Source organism: Streptococcus sp. KHUD_012 (genome assembly GCF_052588255.1).
In genome coordinates, this window is sequence record NZ_CP159355.1 from 1,481,617 (window position 1) to 1,499,707 (window position 18,091).

The window sequence follows — 18,091 nt, forward strand, 5'->3', positions numbered from 1 at the left end:
CAAATTTCTCTTATTTCACTTCTTGTTTATAAAATTCTTTCAAGGCATCTTGCCAAGTTGGAATAACGAATCCTGTAGCTTTCGCTTTTGCCAAACTCATTGTTGAGTTCAGTGGACGTTTCGCTTTAGCTGGGAATTGGCTAGAATCCACTGGTTTCACTTCTACATCCGTATCTTTGAGGATTTCAACTGCAAAGTCATACCAAGTTGTATCTTCTTTCGCATCATTTGACAAGTGGTAATAACCATATTCCTTACGGTTTTCAGCCAAATAAGTCATAAACTCTGCAAGAGTACGGGTCCAGGTCGGACGGCCATGTTGGTCATTAACAACTGTAAGTGTTTTGTGAGTCTTGGCAAGGTTTTGCATGGTGAAGACAAAGTTCTTACCGTAGTTTCCAAAAACCCAAGCTGTACGGATGATATAGAAGTTAGAAACATGCTTCTCAACCAATTCTTCCCCCATACGTTTGGTACGACCATACTCTGTTTGAGGATCTGGTTGATCGTCTACTTCCCATTCTTGTCCCACTGGTTTTTTACCATCAAAAACGTAGTCCGTTGAGATATAAACCAAGGTTGCACCGTGTTTTTCAGACGCTTTTGCTACATTTTCCGTACCAGTCACATTGATGGCATAGTCCAACTCTTTTCCTTCATCTTCAGCAGCATCAACAGCTGTGTAGGCAGCACAGTGATATACCAAGGTTGGTTTTACTTCCGCAAATACCTCGTCTACTTTCTCTGAATTTGTGATATCCATTTCAGCCACATCAACAGCTACATATTCTTCATTTCGTTCGTCTAACAAATGGCGAAGCTCTGTTCCAAGTTGACCATTCGCTCCTGTAATTAAAATCATGTTAAATTCCTTTCAATTGCTTTTTCCCTATCATTATAGCAAAAAAAGCAGAAGTTTTCTGCTTTTTACTCACTTTTCTCTTTGATAACATAGATTGGACGTTTCTTGGTTTCCATGAAGATCTTACCAATATATTTCCCTAAAATCCCAATGGTCAATAATTGGAACCCTCCCAGGAAAAGAATCACTGTCATAAGGGATGGCCAACCTGAAGTAGGATCCCCAAAGACTAAGGTGCGGATTACAATCAGAATCACCATGATAAAGGCCAAAATCCAAGATAATAGTCCACCAATAAAGGCAATATTTAGTGGGGCATCCGAGAAATTGACAATCCCTTCAATCGAATACTTAAAGAGGGACCAAAAATTCCAAGACGTCTCTCCTGCCACGCGCTCTACATTTTTATATTCGAGGTATTCTGTCTCAAATCCTACCCAAGCAAAAATTCCTTTTGAGAAACGATTGTACTCCGAGAGCTCAAGAATCGCATCGACCATAGGACGACGCATTAAACGAAAATCACGCGCCCCGTCAACCATTTCCACTTGACTAATATGATTGATCAATTTATAAAACATCCGTGCAAAGAAAGAGCGGATCGGTGGTTCCCCATCACGGGTTACGCGTCTCGTTCCGACACAGTCTAAATTCGGCTGTTCCTCCAACTTCTGCTTCATTTCGATCAATAACTCAGGAGGGTCCTGCAGATCTACATCCATGACGGTCACGTATTCACCACTAGCACGCTCAAGTCCAGCGTACAGCGCCGCCTCTTTCCCGAAATTTCGAGAAAAAGAAAGGTAGTGCACATTTGAATCTGTAACATGTAGCTTTTGAAGAACAGATAGCGTACCATCTGAAGAGCCATCATTTATAAAAATATATTCAAACTTTTCTCCCATCTTCATCCGAACACGTTCCATTTCTCGATAAAACAATGGAATCGATTCTTCTTCGTTAAAACATGGGACTACAACTGATATAACCATTCATTGCTCCTATTAACATCTGCTACTAACTTATCAGTAAACTGTATATCTTCTAACTACCCTTTACAATACAGTTTTGCAAACAGTTTTAATAAACCGAGCTTTTCAATCAAGTTCATTGTAAAGATAGCTAGTTTAACCATAAACCTCTCATCTCTAATTTCTCGATCAAAAACAGAAAGAGTGGACTTCATTCCATTTATCCTGATCCAATCATTAATTTCTTTATATTGATGTAAAAACTCTGCACTTGTAGAATGTCTCCCACCGTCCAATAACCAATAAAGAGTAAATTTTTTTATAAAAAATTTAATTAATTTAGTTTCAGAAAAATCTTTAGGGATAATCGCTGCAATTTTATCAAGTACATTCTTGATATCTAAATTTGGGTTAAATCCTTTATTTAATGTATTAGAGGCACTATTCTCATTATAAAACCAATTATATCCACAATATGGGATAGTTCTTATATTTTCAGATTTTGTATATACCGTTAAGCTGAATAACAAGTCCTCAGCCAGCGGAATATCTGGAAAAGAAAGTTCGTGATCTACTAAAAATTTTTTTCTATAGATGCGAGCACATGGTGAAATCGATCTATATTTCGACCATTTATCTTTACCCAATTGGATAGAAAATAGTTGTTTACCATCTTGGTTTACTCTCTGAAGACCACCAATAACTGCATCATCTATCCCACTTGATATTTCATCATAAAACACCTGCAAGTAATCTGGGTTTATATAATCATCACTATCGATAAACATGATGAATTCACCTTTTGCAAGCTTGATACCTTCATTTCTAGTATAGGCTGCACCTTTATTTTCTCGACTCAAAGTTCTAATATTTGGAGAAAATTGTTGGTATTCATTCAATATTTTAAACGAATTATCCTTTGAACCATCATCAATTGCAATAATTTCAAATGATTTAAAACTTTGATTCAAAACGGAATCTATACATCTTTTGAGATATAATTCTGCATTATATACTGGAATAATGACACTAATCTTAGGCGCTTCTTTCACAATCTTATCCTTTATATATTTTAATAGAACCCATAGTTTTTCAAATAATTAAGATATTCATACTTTTATATTGTTATCAAACCTCGAGCACGCAAACTTTAACCATTCGTATCCTGACTCTTTTTATAAAAACGATTTAAACATTTCGCTAATCCGTTTGGCCAAAAGAGTTTAAACATCATGTAATCTTCCTTTGTTCGAGTATTGTCACTAATGGTATTACTCGTTTCAGAGTCTTCATGAATACGATGGCACATTAATTTTTTTGGAACATATACAAATCTGCCATCAAATTTAGCCAAATGGTACCAGGCAAGCCAATCTAGACTAACTCTCCATTCCTCATCAAATCTAAAGCCCTTAACCAATTCTAAATTATAAGTTACAGCAGGGCAACAAATTGGATTTCCAAAAGCAAGAATCCGATTTCTCCACCACTTAGTTTTAGGGAATAATGAGATTGTTTTTAACATTAATGATTTGATTTTTAGATTTGAAGTCGGTTTAATGACCTCTCCGTTTTTTTCTTCAAAATAATCAGAATAAAGAATGATAGCATCTTGATGCTTCTTTATCCTCTCTTGAATTTCCATTAAATAGGTTGGCTCATAATAATCATCTTGATGGGCTATTGTAGCATATTGGGTAGTAACAAAAGATAAAGCATTATTCCAATCTTTTCCAATCCCGCCACCTACAGTTGTATTAAACGGAATGGCATATTTTTGGCAAATACTTTCGATAAATACACTTGGAGTAGAAGTATACAAAATGATATTACTTTTTACGGTTTGGCTTAATAACGAGTTTATACAATCCTCTAAAAAAGGACTATCCCCATAAGCACAGATTACAAATGTATGATCATTCCACTGATTCATATTTTTGAATCTCCTTCCTTCTCATAATTACAAAGACAATCCAACTAGCAATGGTGTAAAACAACATAACAATAACAAAACTAAGCCCTGCTCCAAACAAGCCAAACTCCCTCATCACTATAGGCGTAAGAATATTCGTCAATAACGCCATTGCGACATAAACATAGAGTAGATAGACTTGTTTCCTCAATATAATTAAAAAATCACCTATGACAGAAGCTATAGAATATAAAAAGCCGGAAAGCACTAAAATAGTAAGTAATAAACTATAATTTGATAAATCAATACCACTTATAATATTTAAAATAGGAACCCCTATCAAATAGGCTAGTATTGATACAACCAGTCCCAAAATCATAAGTAATAATAAAATCTTACGAATCATAGCATTAAATGTATAAAATCTTTTTTCTGACCATTGTTTTGCCAAATCGGTTATTAACGGTCTTAGTGCTAATACAAATAAACTCATAAAGAAAACAGGCATGAATAGAATACTGAAATCCCTTTGAGCACCTTCACGTAATACGCCCTCTACTAGCAATTTATCAATCACTTGTTTTGGATAATTCAATACATATACCAATAAAAAGCCGTTGACAAACAATGGAAGGCAAGTTTTCATGATGCTAATTGATTGCTTAAATGTAGCAGATGAAATCTGATTAAAAGGTATCGTTCTTATTTGTTTGGATTGGATGTAATCACCCCCAAAAACAAAAAGAACATTAAAAAAACATAAACAAATTAAAGAAAAAATTAAAGAATTTGAAAGTAACAAACTAATTAGGAGAATGATTGTGCTTAAACTATAACGAAGCACCATTAATTTCCCTGCAATATCTAAACGTTCATGTTGTTGAAATAATCCTTGGAATAAATCAGAAAAAGCATCACATGAACGATAAATAACTGTTAGGATGATAATTAAAAATAAATCCCCTTTTCCAACATTATTTCCACTAAAAAATAAATACGGAAATAGTGAAACTAACATTAAACAAACTGTAATAACCCTAGTTAGCCAATATTCCAAATACGAGTACGTTTCTTTCAAATCAGTCGCCTGATAATTTCTAACTTGAAAAATACCAATTACAACCCATAGGTTTCCAATTGCATAAGCCAAACTAAAATTATCAGCATCACTTGCGGAAGTATAACGAGAGACAATAATCAAATACAATATTGAGACTGCAGCTGCTGCTATATTTCCTGCAAAATTCCAAAAATAAATACTCCTATTTACTTTATTGTTCATTTTCATTCTCACTTCTTAATAAAGCAATCGTTTGTGACAATTTCTTAATCTGTACTGATTGTTTTGATACAGTACGAGTTAATGAAAAAATTAAAAATATTAATAAAAATGTACTTAATAAAAAAATAAAGTTACTTAGTGTCTGAATACCAAGAAATAAAGATATTGCTCCAATCAAATTAGGAAACCAAATGACTGGCAACGATAGCAAACAAAGAATGAGCCAAGAAATGACATTTCTCAGTTCAACGACTTTCTTTGCAACTAGGCGTAGAATATAAACGATAAAAATAATTACAATAAGGGTTAACCAAATATTTAACATGTTATTTCTTATATCCTCCACCAATTCTAGCCAATAGCATTGCCATTGTCACTTTGATCATATAGTAAACAGACTTGCTTAATGTGATGGACGATTCTCCGTGTTCTCGTTCATTCATTAATACAGGCACTTCTGCAACTGAATAGCCTGAGGTTAACAGGGACACAATCGTCTCTGGTTCTGGATAATCACTTGGATATTGTTTAGCAAATTCTTCAATCACCTTTCGATCAGCCACTCGCAATCCTGAGGTTGGATCTGTTACCTTTTGACCGGTTAAAATCTTAATTAATTTTTCAAAAAATGAAATTCCAATCCGTCGCGCGAAGGAGGATTGGAAACCTTGATTTTCAATGAAACGAGAGCCAATCACCATATTCACATTCTTCTCTTGAAGGACTTGAAGCATCTTTCTGATAAATTCAGGATTATGCTGACCATCTCCATCCACTTGAACAGCATATTGATAGCCATTTTTAACTGCATATTGATAACCAGTCTGAACAGCACCACCAATTCCTAAATTAATCGGTAAATCGATAACGTTAAAGTTGTTATTGCGACAAATTTCAAGTGTATGATCTGTAGAACAATCATTGATAATGACATAATCAAATTCAGGTGTATGTTCTTCAATCATCTTGATTGTTTTTTCAATATTTCCACTCTCATTATAAGCAGGAATAATGATCAGTAATTCTGAATTTCTCAATCCTATGTTTTCCCTTCTAAGCATATCACTTCATTATACAATAATCAGTGCATATTTTCTACTTTATACTGTCCCCTCCCCCTTTTCATGGTATAATAGAGTGAATCGATGACGGAAGGACACCTTATGTTAAAGCTGGGAATTATTGGTACGAGTTGGATTTCACATGAATTTATTACAGCTGCTCATCAGACGGGCCACTATCACTTGCAGGCTGTGTATTCGAGAAAGATGAAGACTGCTCAAGAGTTTTGTGAGCCTTATGGAGCAATCTCTTGCTACACGGATTTCATTGACTTCTTAGACAGTGAACTGGATGTGGTCTACATTGCTAGCCCTAATTCTCTTCATTTCGCTCAGGCCAAGCTTGCTATTTTAGCAAAGAAGCATGTCATCATTGAAAAACCGGCTGTGACCAACCCTTCTGAATGGAAAGAACTGGTCAAGCTCGCTAAGGAGCACCAGGTCTATCTCTTTGAAGCTGCCAGAAATTACCAAGAAGCAGCCTTTCAAGTAATTAAAGACTTCCTCTCTAACCAGGAAATACTGAGTGCCAACTTCACCTTTGCCAAATATTCTTCTAAATTGCCGGCCCTTCTTGCAGGTGAGATGCCCAATATTTTCTCAGATGTCTATGCAGGTGGAGCCTTGATGGATCTGGGAGTCTACTGCCTCTACTTGGCGATCGGCTTCTTTGGAGAACCGATCTCCGGCCACTACACCGCTCAGCAATTACCCAATTCGGTTGATCTCTATGGTCAAGGTGTCTTGATTTATCCAGATTTTCAGGTTGCTATTCAGGCAGGGAAAAATATCACCAGCCATCTACCTGCTGAAATCTACACCAAGACTGGAACACTAACTCTCAATGCTGTAGCAGCCATCAACCAGGCTCGCTTCGTCAGCCATTCTGGGGAGGTCATCGACCTTCCGGTCCAGGCCTGCTCACACCAAATGCAAGAAGAGGCGGAAGCCTTTGCCTTTGCTATCGCTCATCAAAAGCCAGCTGCTTATCTTGAGTGGTTACAAACAGCTGAGCAGGTCCATGAAACCCTCTACCAGATGCGTCAAAGCGCTGGAATACAATTTAAGGATGAAAAAGAATGAAAGAACAATTTCCACAAAGCTGGAAAGACCAGTTAGAAACACTCGGATTTGAAACATTCACTGAAATTCAGGAACAGATCTTCTCCCCTATCTATGAAGGAGAAAATGTCCTCGGGATCAGTCCTACCGGTACTGGTAAGACACTCGCCTACCTCTTTCCGAGCTTGCTCAAACTCAAACCGAAGAAGGCCCAACAACTCTTGATTTTGGCTCCTAACACAGAGTTAGCAGGACAAATTTTTGATGTCACCAAACAATGGGCAGAGCCTCTCGGTCTCCAGACACAACTCTTCCTTTCAGGATCTAGTCAAAAACGGCAAATCGAACGCCTCAAAAAAGGACCCGAAATCCTGGTTGGGACGCCTGGGCGGATCTTTGAACTGATCAAGCTGAAAAAGATCAAAATGATGAATGTGGAAACCATCATTTTAGATGAATTCGACCAATTACTGAGCGATTCTCAGTACCACTTCGTCGACAAGATCAGCCACTATGCTCCCCGTGACCACCAATATATCTATATGAGCGCCACAGCCAAGGTCGATCCAGACCAGCTAGAAGAAAATACTCTTCGCATTTCGGTTGATGGAGTTTCTTTGGACAATATCCAACATTTTTATATGCAAGTGGATAAGCGGGACAAGGTCGAATTGCTCCGCAAACTCGCCTACGTCGAAGATTTTCGTGGTCTGGCTTTTTTCAATAGCCTGTCTGATCTGGGTAGTGCTGAAGAAAAACTACAATACCGTGGTGTTGAGGCTGTATCGCTCGCAAGCGATGTCAATGTAAAATACCGCAAGGTCATTCTGGAACGCTTCAAAGACCATCAGCTGACCCTCTTGCTGGCCACCGATTTAGTCGCTCGTGGAATCGACATTGAACATCTTGAGTGTGTGATTAACTACGATATTCCTCGTGATGTGGAGACCTATACCCACCGTGCCGGTCGAACAGGACGAATGGGGCGTGAGGGCTATGTAATCACCTTTATCACCCACCCAAAAGAACTCAAATCCTTAAAAAAATACGCTTCTGTACGTGAACTGGTTTTAAAAAATTCCGAACTCTTTTTAAATGAATAAGAAAATCCTCTGCTAGTGAATGAACTGCAGAGGATTTTTACGTTAATTTCCATTGTAATAAATGCGATGACTTTCAAGTTGATAATCCAACAATTCATCCACCGTTACAAAGGTATAGCCTTGTGATTTGAGGTAGTCAAGGACGGTCGGTAGAGCGTCAATCGTGGTTTGATGGATATCATGCATGAGGATAATCGAACCCGGTTTGACTTCTTTTTTCACTTCATTGAGAATAGCCGTCGTATTATGTGTCTTCCAATCTAGGCTATCTACATCCCACATGATGAAGGATTGGTCGACACCGTATTGGATAGCGTTATTGATGGCCCCATACGGAGGACGGGTAATCTTGGTCTGCACACCTGTCGCTTTTTGAATAGCTTCTTGGGTATCCAAGATCTCTTTTTTGGCATTATCCAAGCTCAATTTTGGCAATTGAGGGTGATCCCAGGTATGGTTCCCGATTTGATGACCTTCTTTGCGGACTTGCTTAGCAATATCCGGATTCGCACTGACATTTTTTCCGACCATAAAGAAGGTAGCTTTGGCATTGTATTTCTTTAAGATGGCCAGCGCCTGAGGAGTCGTGGTTGGATCTGGTCCATCATCAAAGGTCAGGGCAATCATCTTACGGTGGCGTTCTTCTATATAGGATTCGTAAGAAGCTAGATCATCAGGAAGCAAGCGCTCTGTATCAATCACGTCATAGAATTTAGACAAGGGAACAGTGAAGGTATCATCTCCCTTAACCTTGGTTGGAAATGGAATGGTGAAATTTCCTTTTTCATATTGGAATTCCCATTGGCTCAAATCCAACTCTGAGAAGTGGGCAACCATTTGATCAATACTTTCCTCGTCCAGCTGACGAAAGGCTAGATTTCCCCGTAATTCCTCCAAAAAGATCTGCTTGGCTCCATCTGGATCCGCAAAAACTTGGCTGAGGGTCAGAGGGTTACTGTCATCATCCAAGTAAAAGAGGGGCAACTTCACCGTCTCATCTTTGATGAATTTCCCTTTTTTGTACTGATACTCCGCCCGCTTGATTTGGATAGGGTGATAGCCGACAAAAGGCGCTTCTGCTTCTTCACTATGGTAGAAGGTCAAATGCTTTGGCTCTTTGGTTTTCTCATCGGATCCTAGACGCTGAAGGTCTTCTTGGATCTTCTCTTTCACAATCTCAACAGCTTGTCCATCTTTAGTGGGATAATAAGCCGTCACATAAGAAGTTCCTAAAATCCCTTCCTGAACTTGAACATCTTTCCCTTTTTCAGAGCTTTTCTCGAGTTGGGTGACCTTATCAAACTGATCCTGATAGGCTTTTTGTTCACGAACCCTTTGAATCTTTTGATAGCCAATATACAAAAGACTCAGTAAAAGGAGATTTGTAATGATTAATAAAATAGTTTTCGTGTGTTTGAATCTCATAACTTTATTATAGCAAATTTCTCTCGAAAAAACATTCCTTTTTTGTAAATGGTTTCATAAAAAAGAGAGAGTGGGACAGAAATCGGTAATTTGTAAGAATTCGATTTCGTCGTCCCACCTCCGCACAGTTGAGTAGGGCTGTAAAAGCTGATGAAGTCAGCGTAGTAGAGCCCACTCAACCACTGCGTCTTGCTCGACAATCCAAAAATAATTGAGAGGCTAGGACTTTTATCCCAGCCTCCTATTTTTAGTCCCTCTTATTTTTCGCGAATGACTTCTACTTTATAACCATCCGGATCTACAACGAAATAATAATTCGGTTTCGTTCCTGGAAGACCTTTTGGTTCCGTTACTTCATAGCCTTTAGCCTTGTGTTCAGCATTCAAACCTTCTAGATCAGGAGTACTCAAGGCGACGTGAGCATAGCCATCTCCGATGACATATGGACCATGATCATAATTGTAAGTCAATTCCAACTCATAGTCATCTCCAGGCAAGGCCAAATAAACAATCGTGAACTTGTAGTCTGGAAAATCTTTCCGACGTTTTTCTTCAAAACCAAAAGCATCTTGGTAAAAAGCGATTGACTTTTCTAAGTTTTCCACACGAAGGCAAGTGTGCAACATTTTTGAACTCATAGGTTTTCCTCTTTTCTATTTTTAAAAGATTATGAACGATTTTTTTTACGACTTTCCGTCTTAATGGATAATTTCACTTCAAAGATGGTCCCTTTTGGTTTATTATCTTTGACTTGAATGGTCCCTTTAAAGGCTTCTACAATCTGCTTAGCGAGGGATAACCCCAAACCAAATCCACCCTTTTGACGGGTTCTGGCCTTGTCGACCCGGTAAAAACGATCAAAGATCCGTTTCTTATCCTCATCTCGAATCCCTGGACCATTATCCAGCACTCTCAAAAGAAGATTTTTATCCTTCAATTGGACTTCAAACTGGATCTCGCCATCTTCATCGGTATACTTCAAGGCATTGTCATAGAGAATGGTCATCAATTGCTTGAGGAGCGTTCGATCAGAACAAATGACTTTGTCCACCTGATTGTCTCCTCGAAAGATTTTGCCATTTTCTTCTGCAATGATCTCAAAATTCGAGAAGGTCTGATCGAAAAAGCTTGGTTCGATATCTTCCATCTCTGGCTTCAAGCCGTCATCTCTTCGGGCAATATTGAGAAGGTTGGTAGTCAAAAGCTTCATATTTCGAACTTCATCCAAGCTGGATGCAATATTCTCACTCGATTCCATAATGGTCGCTTCAGGCTTTCTAAAAAGCGTTTCGAGGCGATTTTGCAGAACTGCTAAAGGCGTCCGCAACTCATGGGAAGCATTTTCCACGAAAGCCTTTTGCTTTTGCATACTCTCAAGAAGGGGCTTGACGCTGAGACGTGCTAAGAAGAGGCTAGCGAATAAGGAGATTCCCCAGAAGCAGATCATGATGAGGGCGATTTGACTTTCGTGCTCTTCACTGGTTTGCTCTAGCTGACTGATATTGGTCATGACAACCGCATACTTGATATCACTATCACTTTCATCATCAGATAAACTCAACTCTGCCATATAGGCCCGGTAACTTTCTTTTTTCCCATAGCTATTTGTAATTTGAAGCTGGGAAACCTTGTTGAGGAGCTTTCGACCAAACGTCACCGTTTTGAAGTTTAAAAACCCATTACCGGTTGTCAAGTTTTCATATTTTTTATTGAGCAAAACAACAGTGGTATTGGATGTGACATCTCCTTTAGGTTCTGATTTATCATGATCTGGGATCATCATCTCATGATCATTATCATCTCCTTTGGTATTTGACTGTCGCTGGTCTCGATAAGCAATCGCTACAAGTGAGTAGGGATCCTGACTGAGAGTCTTGAGGTTTTCATCGACCGTTGTATAGAGACTCGAGCGCATGACCTGGATGATAATCAGGGTCATGGCTGAGAATATCAAAGTAAAGAGCCCAAAATATCGGATGAAGTAGGAGAAATCATCTTCCCCGACGGTTTTCTTAATTCTGGTTAGCATCTTTTAAGATATACCCCACACTGCGCAATGTTTGCAAGTTCTCAACGAAATCGGTACCTTTTAATTTCTTACGGATTTTTGAAACATAGACCTCAACAACAGAGATGGTCGTATCACTGTCAAAGCCCCAAAGACGATCGAAAATCTGTGTTTTTGGAAGAATGACATTTTGGTTTTGAAGGAAATAGACCAAAAGATCAAATTCCTTCCCAAGAAGTTCCACTTCTTTCCCATCCACATAAGTCGAATTGGTAGATAAGTTGACCTTCAAATTGCCATAATTGAGGGTGTTTTCATTGACCTTTCCTGAGCGCTTCAAGAGGGCTTGAATCCGCATCTTAAGCTCTTCTAGGTAGAAAGGCTTGGTGAGGTAATCGTCTGCCCCCAGCTCAAAGCCGTGCCCCTTGTCATCCAGACTTTCTTTGGCTGTCATGATCAAAACAGGGGTTGTCACGCCTTTTTCACGTAATTCTTTCAAGACATGGAAACCGTCTTTTTCAGGAAGCATCAAGTCCAGCAAAATCAAATCATAGATCCCGCTTTCTGCTTCGTAAAGACCTTCTTCTCCGTCAAAGACCTGCATGACATCCGCAAAATCATCTAAAAAATCAAATACTGAATTTGATAAACCAAGGTCATCTTCGACCAATAGAATTTTAATCATCGTCGTATCCTCTTCTCTTTCGTGAGTGAGTCTTTCTAATCTATTCTTAACCATTATAACACGACTTCCCTTCATTTCCTATAGTTTAGAACCCGGTTTTATGATCAAATTCAGCCTGCCTGAGGAAGGCTAATTCTATGAGTTTGTCGTGTTTTCTTTGTTACTTTGACTATCGCTCGTCTTGTTTTTATTTTTTGAATTCTTCTTATTGGACTTTTTAGAGGAACCCTGGTTCCCTTCTTGTCCGCCAGATTGGTTCATGCCATTTTCTGGACCATTCCCTTGTGGGCCACCATTGCCTTCTTGTGGCATCTGACCAGGTCCGCCACCTTGTGGGCCGCCTTGTCCTTGACCACCACCTTGTGGACCACCGCCTTGAGGTCCGCCATCCTGTGGGCCACCATTTTGCTGGTTTCCTTGTGAAGCATGGCCATTTTGACTATTTTGTTGCTGATTGGATCCTTGGTTCTGAGCCGTTTGGACCGGTTGAGAAAATTGTTGATTATTGGAAGATTGTGAGGCGATGACACCGACACCAAAGCCACTTCCAGCACCAACCAACAATCCACCAACGGCTGCCATGCCAATCCACCACTTAGGACTTCGTTTGAGGACAACCATTTTTTCTTTGGATTCTTGCGTTTCGACTACTTGTTTTGTTTCTTTTTGATTCATCTTTTTACCTTTTATCTTTTTGTACAAGTACTTGTCTTTTAAAATTTAAAGGGAGCTCGATCCTTTAGTAAGGCGATTATACTTTAGGAGTCTTAAGCCTGCCTAAATTTTTACTTAAAAAATCCTAAAACAAGCGTGGGCTATTGACAGGTTGAGCCCCTTATTGTAGAATAGTTACCATAAAATAAATCAGAGGTTAACTGTTATGAAGAAAATCTTTCCCTTAGTTCTCATCTCCATTGGAGTGGCCATGATCTCCGTCCTATCTCAATTCACTATTCCCTTTGGTCCAATTCCTTTGACCCTACAGACACTCATGATCGGGATCATCGGGACCATCTATAAACCCAGCCATGCCTTTGTCACTGTCTGTCTTTACCTGCTTTTAGGCTTCTTAGGTTTCCCAGTATTTGCCGGAGGTGCTGGTGGTGCTTCGCATTTCCTTGGTCCTACTGCTGGTTTCCTCCTCTTCTTCCCATTCCGAGCATGGATCACGTCTCTGTTCACGAGTGCTAAATCCAGCCTTGTCACTATCTTTTTGGCCAATCTCCTCAGTAGTGCTCTCCTCTTCGTGTCAGGAGCTATCGGCTTTATGCTGGTCACGCATACCGATCTCCAAAAAGCATTTGCTTTGGTCGTTGCTCCCTTTATCCTTGGTGACCTCATCAAACTGGTCATCATCACGATCACCAGCAAGGCAATTTTTGCCAGCCTCAAACACCACTGGTATTTCAAATAAGATACAAAGGGCTTAGCGGATATATTAAAAAAATCAACATCTGAACGCAGATGTTGATTTTTGTTGTAGGGATGCATTGGTAAATCTCTTCAATTGAATTCCTTTTAAAGAGAACACTGTTTTAATGATGAAAAACATAGATCCTCCTTCCTTTATTTTTCCTTATAAAGAACTCTCAAGATCAGTAACTGTGTTAACAAAGTCCAGATGATCAGAATGGTGAAGTCAAAAAATGAGACGTGACCATGACTATAGACACAAGCTCGTAGGAGGTTGACAGAAGGGACAAATGGAAGAACATGGTAGAGATGGTTTATCCAATCTGGAAGACGACTCGCTGGGTACATGATTGGAGAAAACATCAAACCAATCATGAGAATCAACTGAGACATCAGCGTGACAATATTGGGAGAAAAAGTATAAGCAATGGCAAATCCAAGACTAATCATCGTAAGACAGATCAGAAATAGAATGAAAACAGCCAGAACAGATACATTTAGGCGGACAGAAAAACGAAAATAGCCCAGTATAACAGAAATGAATACTCCAGGCAAAATAGCAATCATCCACATCCAAAGATCTGCTAAGGAAATCAGAATTCGAGGTATTGGAAGGGCTCGTACATAGTCTACATGTCCTTCTGACTTCGCATTTGCTATAACAGGGGATGAGATCGTACAGCCAATAGAAATGATTCCTATCAGAACTGAACCAGAAGAGAGATAGTAGGCAGCTGTCGTATCAATCTCACCAATCACTAGTGGATAACCAAAAAGAAGTGAAATGGATAACAGAACCTGAGCTAGCGTAAAGAGTAGAAATAGATCTTTTTGACGAAGATAGTTCCAACGAAGTAAGTAAAAAAATTGAGTCATATCAGTTTGTCAACTCCTCTCTATAAAGATCTGAAATGGATACGTTTTTCTGAGTAAGTGACAGATTAAAAATATTCTTTCTATCCAATTCCTGTGTTATTTTTGGTAGCAGAATCGTTATCTCCTTCTCTTCTACTTCAATCTGGCAAATCGAACCATTGATAATGGTATAATCTTGGAATAGAGCTAAGCTATCTTCATTCCTAAACTCAAAAGAGATTTGATACTGCTTTTGATAGGTTATTTGCTGAACTGGGCCTGATTTGATTAACTTCCCATGGTTAAATAAGGCATAGTTGTCTGCATATTTTTCAACTTCCAACAAGTTATGTGTCACAATAATAATGGTATGACCTTTATGGGCTAGCTTCTGTAATAATTGCCACTGTTTTTCACGACGTATTGGATCAACATCGTTCGTGGGTTCATCAAGAAGAATGATAGTCGGAGATCCGATCAAAGCCATTGCAAAAGAAGTTAGACGCTTTAAACCGCCTGAGAGATCCTTCCCTTGTTTTGCCCGGTACTCCTTAATTTCCAAGTCGGTTAAGAGCTGATCCATTTCTTTTTGTAAATCTAAGGTGTTTAATCCTCTCATTCTTCCAAGCATTTCTAAGTTTTGTTCCACCGTTAATTTTTCAAGTGGTGCATACTGTTGCGACATATAGCTCATCATTGAGCGAGCTTGTTTACGATTCTGTACAAAAGAAATATCTCCATAGCATACATCTCCTTTATCAGGTTTGGTAAAACCAATCATTTGATTTAAGAGGGTGGACTTACCAGCACCATTGTGTCCTAAAAAAGCTGTAATTTTAGCAGCTTCTATTTCTAAGGAAATATGGTTATTAGCAAAATGTTGCTTATCAAATGATTTTGTCAAATCTTTAATAGTCAGTGTCGCAAATGTCTTCATCTCATCACTCAAGACTGAGAAGATTTTCCCAGCTTCCTTCATTTTTGATAAGATTATTGTATAATAAACATATGACTTTCCATGGTTTACGTCATGATTGACCATTTTAGTGTCATAATTAGCCAACTCAATTTGATAAGGGGGACTTATGTTAAACGTCGTTATTTGTGATGACTCAACTAGAGATGCTAGTCAGTTAGAACAGTATTTACTTTCTTACGACAAGGTTCCTGTAGAAACAAAATTATATACAAATCCACAAAAAATGCTAGAACAGTTAACAAGAGATACACATTGTGTTTTTTTGGATATTGATATGCCACAAATTACTGGAATTGACCTTGCACGTGAAATTCGTCAGTTCAATCCTTTTATCCCCATTATTTTTGTGACCAGCTATCGTGATTACATGGAACAAGTATTTGAAGTACAGACTTTTGATTACTTAGTAAAACCAATCGAACCTCAAAGGCTAAATAAGGTAGTAGACAGAATTTTACGTTATTTAGATTTAGGACAAACCATCTTTAACTTCTCATTTGGAAAACAAAGTTACTCTATTCCTTTAAGTGACATTACCTATTTTGAGAAAGATAAGCGTTCCGTTTTTATTTACACACTAGCAGATACCTATAAGTCCTTACTGAAAACTCAAGACATTTTAGATAAACTACCTGATTATTTTATTCAAATTCATGCTTCTTATATTGTAAATCCCAAATATATCAAAGATTTTGATGCGAAAACAGTAACTATTTTGCTAAATGGAACCGAGGAACATTCACTTCCAATTAGTCGTAAGTTCCAGTCTTCTTTTAAAGAAAAATACTATAACTATCTCAGTGAAAGGAATTTCTAATGCTAATAGGATTGCGGATCATTAGTATCTTGTTTGACTTATTTCTGGCAAGTGTTTTATTTTATAGGCCAATATCCAAAAGTAAACATTCAAAAGAGACACTTTTAGCCCTTTGTTGTTTCTTACTTTTTCATGTGGCTCTTGTTTTTCTATTTTTAGAAAGTCGCGTTTTTTTAGTTAGCAATCTCTTTCTGAGTATTGTAGAATCCGCTCTTGTAGGACTCTATTTTGATTTCTCCTTTCGTGATTCTTCTTTTTGGATATTCTTACAAACAAGCCTGACATTATTAGCCGGAGCTGTCCTCAATCAAGCTATCCAACTATTTCTTCCACTGTCAAAAGTATCGAAAAATTTAGAACTGATTAGTGGTTACCTTGCCATCAGTTTTCTTTTTTCAACTGTGATCACTCTTGTTCTTCGACAACTATTTCGAACACATCAAAAGTTAACCATGGCAACATCTAGAAGAAATTGGCTTTATCAATTTATCGTGCCGATTTTATCGATTATTTTTGCCTTTACTGTATCTGCTATTCAAGGGCAAGTATTTGGACCAGATTATCTTTCTGTCATTTCACTCTTATCTCTTATTGTATTGTCGTTTTCCTCGCTGTATTTTACCTTACATCTTTCTCAACAACAGCACGCTGATTATCAAAATAAATTAGATAAAGAACAACTTCAATTCCAATTAAGAGAAACACAACAGTCTCAAGAAGAATACCAACGATTGCAAAGTCTTCGGCATGACTTAAAAAATAAACATTTAACCCTCTTGGCACTTCTAGAAGAAAATCCTGATGAGGCTAGAGAGTACCTTCAATCGTTAACCGATAGTATTTCAGGAAAACAAACCTTTTACTCCAAAAATCCAACGGTTAATTATTTACTGAATCAAAAACTGCACGATGTGGAAGATGAAATTGAATTGGAAATTGACTGCTTTATACCACAAGAACTATCTATTCAGCCAGATGTGCTAGCTGTTATTTTAGGAAATTGTTTGGATAATAGTATTTCAGCCTGTCTTCGATTGACTGATAAATCAGAGAGAACATTGTCTCTGAATATACGTTATTTTCAACAAAATCTATTTATTTCGATCAACAATACCTTTAATGAACAGGAAAAAGAGACTCGTAAAACACGTCAAAGAGATGGTTGGGGCTTGCGAAACGTTGATGCCCTAGTACAAGAATACCAAGGAACTATCAAACGATTCAAAGAAAATGGCCACTATCGAACGGAAATTCTCTTACCAAGTCCAATAAACTAATGATCCTTCTCCTCGAGGTCTTATTCAGCTTATTTATAGAAAAAGAGGCTGGGCAAAATCTGTCCAGCCTTTGATGTTAGATAGAAATAACAGTTTAACACATTGGTTGATTGCTCATAGCACTGCTTTGAGGTGACGTAAACAGTATTTCCTTTATCTGCAACCTCCAACACTCTCCCAGACTGTTGTATCTATGCGGGGGTGGAAAAATTGAAAAGAGAGGACTTCTTTCCCACTCCATTAGGATGTAGTTAAACTATCATTAACCAACCTAAATGATGCCCCAGAAATTAAAATAATATATTTTTTAAGTCTCAATCAAATATACACTGAAACTTTCCGCTGTGAGAAAAGTGCCTGAAACACAATTGTTTCAGGC

19 protein-coding genes are annotated in these 18,091 nt (G+C 38.2%); 5 read left to right on the top strand and 14 right to left on the bottom strand.

The window, feature by feature from the left end; all coding sequences use genetic code 11:
• Positions 1 to 10: 10 nt before the first annotated feature.
• The 7 genes from rfbD to ABVF55_RS07200 form a co-directional block, all read right to left on the bottom strand.
• Entirely contained in the window at positions 11 to 862 is an 852-nt protein-coding gene (gene rfbD, locus ABVF55_RS07170) for a dTDP-4-dehydrorhamnose reductase (RefSeq protein ID WP_049472001.1), read from the bottom strand.
• A gap of 65 nt (positions 863 to 927) precedes the next feature.
• Complete coding sequence (locus tag ABVF55_RS07175; protein ID WP_445285128.1) at positions 928 to 1,854, bottom strand: glycosyltransferase family 2 protein; 927 nt, start codon at positions 1,852 to 1,854, stop codon at positions 928 to 930.
• Between the two features lie 56 nt (positions 1,855 to 1,910).
• Positions 1,911 to 2,885, bottom strand: coding sequence for a glycosyltransferase family 2 protein (locus ABVF55_RS07180; RefSeq protein ID WP_445285129.1), 975 nt, complete (start codon positions 2,883 to 2,885; stop codon positions 1,911 to 1,913).
• A gap of 98 nt (positions 2,886 to 2,983) precedes the next feature.
• Positions 2,984 to 3,766 (bottom strand): glycosyltransferase family 2 protein, encoded by a 783-nt coding sequence (locus ABVF55_RS07185; RefSeq protein ID WP_049472004.1) that lies wholly within the window; start codon positions 3,764 to 3,766, stop codon positions 2,984 to 2,986.
• Complete coding sequence (locus tag ABVF55_RS07190) at positions 3,750 to 5,027, bottom strand: lipopolysaccharide biosynthesis protein (protein WP_070845479.1); 1,278 nt, start codon at positions 5,025 to 5,027, stop codon at positions 3,750 to 3,752. Before ABVF55_RS07190 ends, ABVF55_RS07185 begins: the two co-directional genes overlap by 17 nt.
• Positions 5,017 to 5,352 (bottom strand): DUF2304 domain-containing protein, encoded by a 336-nt coding sequence (locus tag ABVF55_RS07195; RefSeq protein ID WP_049472006.1) that lies wholly within the window; start codon positions 5,350 to 5,352, stop codon positions 5,017 to 5,019. Before ABVF55_RS07195 ends, ABVF55_RS07190 begins: the two co-directional genes overlap by 11 nt.
• Before the next feature lies 1 nt (position 5,353).
• On the bottom strand, positions 5,354 to 6,064 hold the full coding sequence (locus tag ABVF55_RS07200) for a glycosyltransferase family 2 protein (protein ID WP_049490916.1): 711 nt from the start codon (positions 6,062 to 6,064) through the stop codon (positions 5,354 to 5,356).
• Between the two features lie 126 nt (positions 6,065 to 6,190).
• Between ABVF55_RS07200 and ABVF55_RS07205 the strand changes: the two genes are divergently transcribed.
• Both ABVF55_RS07205 and ABVF55_RS07210 read left to right on the top strand, forming a co-directional pair.
• Positions 6,191 to 7,171, top strand: coding sequence for a Gfo/Idh/MocA family protein (locus ABVF55_RS07205; RefSeq protein WP_445285130.1), 981 nt, complete (start codon positions 6,191 to 6,193; stop codon positions 7,169 to 7,171).
• Positions 7,168 to 8,253: a DEAD/DEAH box helicase gene (locus ABVF55_RS07210; protein ID WP_445285131.1), complete on the top strand. Its 1,086-nt coding sequence runs from the start codon at positions 7,168 to 7,170 to the stop codon at positions 8,251 to 8,253. Before ABVF55_RS07205 ends, ABVF55_RS07210 begins: the two co-directional genes overlap by 4 nt.
• Positions 8,254 to 8,295: 42 nt before the next feature.
• Here the strand turns inward: ABVF55_RS07210 and ABVF55_RS07215 are convergent, their stop codons facing one another.
• From ABVF55_RS07215 to ABVF55_RS07235, 5 genes are all read right to left on the bottom strand, one after another.
• Positions 8,296 to 9,678, bottom strand: a complete 1,383-nt coding sequence (locus ABVF55_RS07215) for a polysaccharide deacetylase family protein (protein ID WP_445285132.1) — start codon at positions 9,676 to 9,678, stop codon at positions 8,296 to 8,298.
• 257 nt (positions 9,679 to 9,935) lie between these two features.
• On the bottom strand, positions 9,936 to 10,316 hold the full coding sequence (gloA, locus tag ABVF55_RS07220; RefSeq protein WP_003003384.1) for a lactoylglutathione lyase: 381 nt from the start codon (positions 10,314 to 10,316) through the stop codon (positions 9,936 to 9,938).
• Between the two features lie 29 nt (positions 10,317 to 10,345).
• Positions 10,346 to 11,707, bottom strand: a complete 1,362-nt coding sequence (locus ABVF55_RS07225; RefSeq protein ID WP_049490912.1) for a sensor histidine kinase — start codon at positions 11,705 to 11,707, stop codon at positions 10,346 to 10,348.
• Positions 11,691 to 12,371, bottom strand: a complete 681-nt coding sequence (locus ABVF55_RS07230; protein ID WP_021152983.1) for a response regulator transcription factor — start codon at positions 12,369 to 12,371, stop codon at positions 11,691 to 11,693. Before ABVF55_RS07230 ends, ABVF55_RS07225 begins: the two co-directional genes overlap by 17 nt.
• 135 nt (positions 12,372 to 12,506) lie before the next feature.
• On the bottom strand, positions 12,507 to 13,046 hold the full coding sequence (locus tag ABVF55_RS07235) for a hypothetical protein (RefSeq protein ID WP_418620199.1): 540 nt from the start codon (positions 13,044 to 13,046) through the stop codon (positions 12,507 to 12,509).
• 205 nt (positions 13,047 to 13,251) lie between these two features.
• Here ABVF55_RS07235 and ABVF55_RS07240 point away from each other — a divergent pair, with 205 nt between their 5' ends.
• Entirely contained in the window at positions 13,252 to 13,785 is a 534-nt protein-coding gene (locus ABVF55_RS07240) for a biotin transporter BioY (protein WP_445285133.1), read from the top strand.
• A 152-nt stretch (positions 13,786 to 13,937) separates the two neighbouring features.
• Here the strand turns inward: ABVF55_RS07240 and ABVF55_RS07245 are convergent, their stop codons facing one another.
• Complete coding sequence (locus tag ABVF55_RS07245; protein ID WP_320909302.1) at positions 13,938 to 14,660, bottom strand: ABC transporter permease; 723 nt, start codon at positions 14,658 to 14,660, stop codon at positions 13,938 to 13,940.
• A gap of 1 nt (position 14,661) precedes the next feature.
• Positions 14,662 to 15,618: an ABC transporter ATP-binding protein gene (locus ABVF55_RS07250; RefSeq protein ID WP_445285650.1), complete on the bottom strand. Its 957-nt coding sequence runs from the start codon at positions 15,616 to 15,618 to the stop codon at positions 14,662 to 14,664.
• 106 nt (positions 15,619 to 15,724) lie between these two features.
• On the opposite strand from ABVF55_RS07250, the gene ABVF55_RS07255 reads away from it, so the two are divergent.
• A complete protein-coding gene (locus ABVF55_RS07255; RefSeq protein WP_070660283.1) occupies positions 15,725 to 16,435 on the top strand; it encodes a LytR/AlgR family response regulator transcription factor in 711 nt (236 codons plus the stop codon).
• The gene (locus ABVF55_RS07260) at positions 16,435 to 17,712 is read left to right on the top strand and encodes a sensor histidine kinase (RefSeq protein ID WP_445285134.1); all 1,278 of its coding nucleotides are present in this window, start codon (positions 16,435 to 16,437) and stop codon (positions 17,710 to 17,712) included. The genes ABVF55_RS07255 and ABVF55_RS07260 overlap by 1 nt, the downstream gene beginning before the upstream one ends.
• The last annotated feature ends 379 nt before the right edge of the window (positions 17,713 to 18,091 follow it).